The sequence below is a fragment of the Geobacillus sp. ZGt-1 genome, from assembly GCF_001026865.1.
GTDB classification, from domain to species: domain Bacteria; phylum Bacillota; class Bacilli; order Bacillales; family Anoxybacillaceae; genus Geobacillus; species Geobacillus thermoleovorans.
Genome location: NZ_LDPD01000023.1, coordinates 595,933 through 601,193, shown reverse-complemented (window position 1 = coordinate 601,193; position 5,261 = coordinate 595,933). Strand labels below are relative to the sequence as shown.

3 protein-coding genes and 1 other annotated feature are annotated in these 5,261 nt (G+C 57.0%); of the genes, 2 read left to right on the top strand and 1 reads right to left on the bottom strand.

Annotation, left to right across the window (positions count from 1 at the left end):
- The first annotated feature begins 217 nt into the window (after nt 1-217).
- Nucleotides 218-453 (top strand) — a binding site (T-box leader).
- Between the two features lie 42 nt (nt 454-495).
- Both pheS and pheT read left to right on the top strand, forming a co-directional pair.
- Nucleotides 496-1,530, top strand: coding sequence for a phenylalanine--tRNA ligase subunit alpha (gene pheS, locus VU18_RS11765; protein ID WP_015375576.1), 1,035 nt, complete (start codon nt 496-498; stop codon nt 1,528-1,530).
- A 21-nt stretch (nt 1,531-1,551) separates the two neighbouring features.
- Complete coding sequence (gene pheT, locus VU18_RS11760; RefSeq protein WP_047758140.1) at nt 1,552-3,966, top strand: phenylalanine--tRNA ligase subunit beta; 2,415 nt, start codon at nt 1,552-1,554, stop codon at nt 3,964-3,966.
- 303 nt (nt 3,967-4,269) lie between these two features.
- On the opposite strand, the gene VU18_RS11755 is transcribed toward pheT, so the two are convergent.
- The gene (locus tag VU18_RS11755; RefSeq protein WP_023633474.1) at nt 4,270-5,193 is read right to left on the bottom strand and encodes a helix-turn-helix transcriptional regulator; all 924 of its coding nucleotides are present in this window, start codon (nt 5,191-5,193) and stop codon (nt 4,270-4,272) included.
- Nucleotides 5,194-5,261 lie beyond the last annotated feature (68 nt).

The following is a 5,261-nucleotide window of genomic DNA, read 5'->3' as shown; positions in this document are numbered from 1 at the left end:
GACATGGATGCCATGAAAAAGGACATGTTGGGGGTCAAAAAAGATGTCGCCGCGCTCAAGGAAGGGCAAGTGCGGCAGGAAAAAATTATGGAGCGCCTTGCCATCCGCTCGATTGAACAGGAAGCGGAAATCGATGAGCTGCGCAAAGAAATTTCGGCCTGACCTTGCCTTTGCCCACTCATTTGCGTATAATGAATAGCGACAATTTCCCATACGGACAACAACGATGACGGAGAAAAGTAGCTTGCTGTTCGCCATCCAGGGAGAAAACGCCGGAGACTGGGAGCGTTTTTATGGCCGACGCAAGTGAAGTTCACCTCCCGAGTTGGCACCGGGACCATCCCAAAAGGGGATGTAAAGGTGTTCCGGCTTTCGGCCGTTATCGCAATGAAGCGAACAGCGCATTTCGGCTGTTAACAAGGGTGGTACCGCGAGCAACAACTCGTCCCTTACCGGGGGGCGGGTTTTTTTATTTTTGATAGAGGAGGGACTCAAGTGAAAGAACGGCTGTACGAGCTGAAGCAAGAAGCGCTTCGCCGAATCGATGAGGCGAAAGACGTCAAAGCACTGAATGACGTGCGCGTCGCTTACTTGGGCAAAAAAGGGCCGATCACCGAAGTGCTGCGCGGCATGGGGGCATTGCCGCCGGAAGAGCGCCCGAAACTCGGCGCGCTGGCCAATGAAGTGAGAGCGGCGATTCAGCAGGCGCTCGAGGCGAAACAAGCGAAACTGGAACAGGAGGAAGTCGAGCGGAAGCTGGCCGCCGAAGCGATCGATGTGACGCTGCCGGGACGACCTGTGAGTCTTGGCAATCCCCATCCGCTGACGCGTGTCATTGAAGAAATTGAAGATTTGTTTATCGGCATGGGCTATACGGTCGCCGAAGGGCCGGAAGTCGAGACCGACTATTACAACTTTGAGGCGCTCAATTTGCCGAAAGGCCACCCGGCCCGCGATATGCAAGATTCGTTTTACATCACGGAGGAGATTTTGCTTCGCACCCACACATCGCCGATGCAGGCGCGGACGATGGAAAAACACCGCGGGCGCGGCCCGGTGAAAATCATTTGTCCGGGCAAAGTGTACCGCCGCGATACGGACGATGCGACGCATTCGCACCAGTTTACGCAAATTGAAGGATTGGTTGTGGACCGGAACATCCGGATGAGCGATTTGAAAGGGACGCTGCGCGAATTTGCCCGCAAGCTGTTCGGGGAAGGGCGCGACATCCGCTTCCGGCCGAGCTTTTTCCCGTTCACCGAGCCGTCGGTCGAAGTCGATGTGTCCTGCTTCCGCTGCGAAGGGCGGGGCTGCGGCGTCTGCAAAGGCACCGGCTGGATCGAAATTTTAGGAGCCGGCATGGTGCATCCGAATGTGCTTGAGATGGCCGGCTTTGATTCGAAAACGTACACCGGCTTTGCGTTCGGCATGGGGCCGGAGCGGATCGCGATGCTGAAGTACGGCATTGACGACATCCGTCATTTCTATCAAAACGATCTACGTTTCTTGCGGCAATTTTTGCGTGTGTAACAGAAAAAGGAGGGGTTTTCCATGCTCGTGTCTTACCGTTGGCTGAGCGAGTACGTCGATTTGACGGGGGTCACCGCCGCGGAACTCGCTGATCGCATCACGAAAAGCGGCATTGAAGTCGAGCGGGTTGAGGCGCTCGACCGCGGGATGAACGGCGTCGTCATCGGCCATGTGCTCGAGTGCGAGCCGCACCCGAACGCGGATAAACTGCGGAAATGCCTCGTTGACCTTGGCGAAGGCGAGCCGGTGCAAATCATTTGCGGCGCCCCGAACGTCGCCAAAGGGCAAAAGGTCGCCGTCGCCAAAGTCGGGGCGGTGCTGCCGGGCAATTTCAAAATCAAACGGGCGAAGCTGCGCGGGGAAGAATCGAACGGTATGATTTGTTCGCTCCAAGAGCTTGGCGTCGAAACGAAAGTCGTGCCGAAAGAATACGCGGACGGCATTTTCGTCTTTCCAAGCGACGCGCCGATCGGCGCCGATGCCATCGAGTGGCTCGGCTTGCATGACGAAGTGCTTGAACTGTCCTTGACGCCCAACCGCGCCGATTGTTTAAGCATGATCGGCGTCGCCTATGAAGTCGCCGCCATTCTCGGCCGCGATGTAAAACTGCCGGAAGCGGCGGTCAAGGAAAACAGCGAACATGTCCATGAATACATTTCCGTGCGCGTTGAGGCGCCGGAAGACAATCCGCTGTACGCCGGGCGGATTGTGAAAAACGTCCGGATCGGCCCGTCGCCTCTTTGGATGCAAGCGCGTTTGATGGCGGCCGGCATTCGCCCGCACAACAACGTCGTCGACATTACGAACTACATTTTGCTTGAGTACGGCCAGCCGCTTCATGCGTTTGACTACGACCGCCTCGGTTCGAAGGAGATTGTCGTCCGCCGTGCAAAAGCGGGCGAAACGATCATCACCCTTGATGATGTCGAGCGGAAGCTGACGGAAGAACATCTCGTCATCACCAACGGCCGCGAGCCGGTCGCCTTAGCCGGCGTGATGGGCGGGGCGAATTCGGAAGTGCGCGACGACACGACGACCGTGTTCATTGAAGCGGCGTACTTTACAAGCCCGGTCATCCGCCAAGCGGTGAAAGACCACGGGCTGCGCAGCGAGGCGAGCACTCGGTTTGAAAAAGGCATCGATCCAGCGCGGACGAAAGAAGCGCTCGAGCGCGCCGCGGCGTTGATGTCGGAATACGCCGGCGGCGAGGTCGTCGGCGGCATCGTCGAAGCGAGCGTGTGGCGCCAAGACTCAGTGGTGGTGACGGTCACGCTCGAACGCATCAACGGCGTCCTCGGCACGGCAATGTCGAAAGAGGAAGTGGCCGCGATTCTTTCGAACTTGCAATTTCCGTTTACGGAAGACAACGGAACGTTCACGATCCACGTCCCGTCGCGTCGGCGCGACATTGCAATTGAAGAAGATATCATTGAAGAAGTCGCCCGTTTGTACGGCTACGACCGCCTGCCGGCGACGCTGCCGGTGGCCGAGGCGAAACCGGGCGGACTCACGCCGTACCAGGCGAAGCGCCGCCGCGTCCGCCGCTATTTGGAAGGAGCCGGCTTGTTCCAAGCGATCACGTATTCGTTGACGAGCCCGGACAAAGCGACGCGCTTTGCGCTTGAGACGGCCGAACCGATCCGCTTGGCGCTGCCGATGAGCGAAGAGCGGAGCGTTCTTCGACAAAGCTTGATTCCGCATCTGCTCGAAGCGGCGAGCTACAACCGCGCCCGCCAAGTCGAGAACGTCGCCTTGTACGAAATCGGCTCTGTCTACTTGTCCAAAGGAGAACACGTCCAACCGGCGGAAAACGAGCGGCTTGCCGGCGTTCTCACCGGCTTATGGCACGCCCATTTGTGGCAAGGCGAGAAAAAAGCGGCTGATTTTTACGTCGCCAAAGGCGTTCTTGACGGGTTGTTCGACTTGCTTGGGCTGTCCAAGCGCATCGCGTACCGCCCGGCGAAACGCGCCGATTTGCATCCCGGACGGACGGCGGACATTGTGTTTGACGGCCGGGTCATCGGCTTTGTCGGCCAGCTCCATCCAGCCGTGCAAAAAGAGTACGATTTAAAAGAAACGTACGTCTTCGAGCTCGCCTTGGCCGAGCTGTTGAACGCCGAACGTGAAGCGATCCGCTACGAGCCGATTCCGCGATTCCCGTCCGTCGTGCGCGACATTGCCTTGGTCGTCGACGAAAACGTCGAAGCTGGCGCCCTCAAGCAAGCGATCGAAGAAGCCGGGAAACCGCTTGTCAAAGACGTCTCCCTCTTTGACGTCTACAAAGGCGACCGCCTGCCGGACGGGAAAAAATCGCTCGCCTTCTCGCTCCGCTACTACGATCCGGAGCGGACGCTCACGGATGAAGAAGTCGCCGCCGTCCACGAGCGGGTGCTCGCCGCGGTCGAGAAACAATTTGGCGCGGTGCTGCGCGGGTAAAACGAAAAGCTGTTCCAAAAAGCGACTCGCTTTTGGAACAGCTTTTTTTGGATGGATGGCATAGAATCGGAGCAAGGAAATAGGATTTGGAAGGTTCCGCTGAATCATCGCCTGATGTCCAAAACATGCATATAGATGCCATTTGAAGCTTTAAGATTCGTCGCTTTTCCTAAGCATTGGATCGACTGCCAAGACGTGATGGAGGCAAGCCTTGGCAGTCGAAAAAATGGACAAGCGGCTTTTCCGTTAAGGAGATGGTAAACGTTTTCGTTGCGTCGATACAGATGCGGTTGTGCTGCCCTGTCAGCCGCGTTCGGCGATGATTTGCCCGGTTTGCGACACATCGTATCCGCCAAGCGCTTCGAGTTCGGTGCGGAACGAATCGGAGCGAAGCACGTTCAAGACGGCGGCGATGAGCGGTTCGTTCTCCCGCGTCCGCAGCATGACGACATCATACTGCTCTTTCATCAGCGGAATGAACTCGACGCCGGCCATTCGCGCCACTTTTTCCGTGCCGATGCCGACATCAGCGAGACCCGCCGCCACCGCGGAGGCGACGCTCAAATGGCTTGTCTCCTCACGCTCATAGCCGCGAATAGCGGACGGTGACAGCCCATGCAGGCGCAGCTGTTCATCCAAGAGCACACGCACCCCCGCTCCTTTTTCCCGGTTGACGATCACGACGTCGCTCCTTCCTAAGTCGCTCCACGTTTGAATGCCGCGCGGATTGCCTTTTTGCACGTAAAACCCGATCGGCCTGCGCATCAAGTTCACCATGATGTACGCATGGCCTGTCAACAGCTTTTCAACATAGGGACGGTTGTACTCACCCGTTTGCCCGTCAAACAAATGCACGCTGACGATGTCACATTGCCCTTTGTATAGAGCGATCAATCCGTTGAGGCTGCTCGTATAGGTGCGAAGCGATTGATAAGGGCCGCCTTTCTCGAGATGGACGCCAAGCAAATCGAGCGCCATATCTTGACCGCTGATGATGATGGGGCGAAAAGCGGTTTCGGTCGGCCGTGAAACGGCGGGGGAAACGGTGCTTGCCTCCCCTTTTTGCCCGGCGATGTACCGCTTGAGATCATCCGCGGTGATCCGCATTTGCCGCCCAACGCGAAAGGCGGGCAGCTTCCCTTTTTTCACTAAATCATACACCGTTAGTTTTGACACCTTTAATAAGGAAGCGATTTCTTCAATCGTGTATGACTGCGGCTCCGGCATCATGCAATCCTCCTTTCTTCCATTGTAGCGCAAAGAAAGGGAGGTGAAAAAATTTTTTCTTTCATAAC

What these genes read in the sequence shown, in the direction of transcription:
- pheT (WP_047758140.1), top strand. Translation starts at nt 1,552, where the DNA reads ATGCTCGTGTCTTACCGTTGGCTGAGCGAGTACGTCGATTTGACGGGG.
- VU18_RS11755 (WP_023633474.1), bottom strand. Translation starts at nt 5,193, where the DNA reads ATGCCGGAGCCGCAGTCATACACGATTGAAGAAATCGCTTCCTTATTA.